Origin of the sequence: Pseudomonas sp. BP01 (assembly GCF_022760795.1) — a bacterium.
In the GTDB taxonomy this organism is placed as follows: domain Bacteria; phylum Pseudomonadota; class Gammaproteobacteria; order Pseudomonadales; family Pseudomonadaceae; genus Aquipseudomonas; species Aquipseudomonas putida_Q.
The window spans coordinates 1-315 of record NZ_JAFBKA010000119.1; the positions used below are offsets into that span (position 1 = coordinate 1).

Annotated in this window: 1 protein-coding gene; it reads right to left on the reverse strand. The window is 62.9% G+C overall.

All coding sequences use genetic code 11. The annotated features are described in order from the left end of the window. Positions 1-315, reverse strand: a 315-nt coding sequence (locus JOY50_RS28745) for an immunoglobulin-like domain-containing protein (RefSeq protein WP_243056199.1), incomplete at both ends; no start/stop codon positions are given.

The window sequence follows — 315 nt, forward strand, 5'->3', positions numbered from 1 at the left end:
ACGGCGCGCTGGTCTCACCGGCCTTGATGGTGACCTGAGCGTTGTTGCTCAGGGTCACAACCAGGTCGTGGGCCAGCGGTTGGTTGATATGCACGGTGAACGTCGGTTTGACGTTCTCGGCCACCGAGGTCTGGTCGGCAGTAATCGTGACCTGCACCAGGTCGCCCTGGTTACCGGTGCCCGGAGTACCCGAACCTGGTTCGTCGGTGACGGCGGTGCTGACCGGGGTCTTGTCCAGGGTCAGTTGCTCGAACTTGCCGACGTCCGCGCCTGCAACAGTCGCGATCGACTGCACTACCGGAGTGTTGCTGCCAA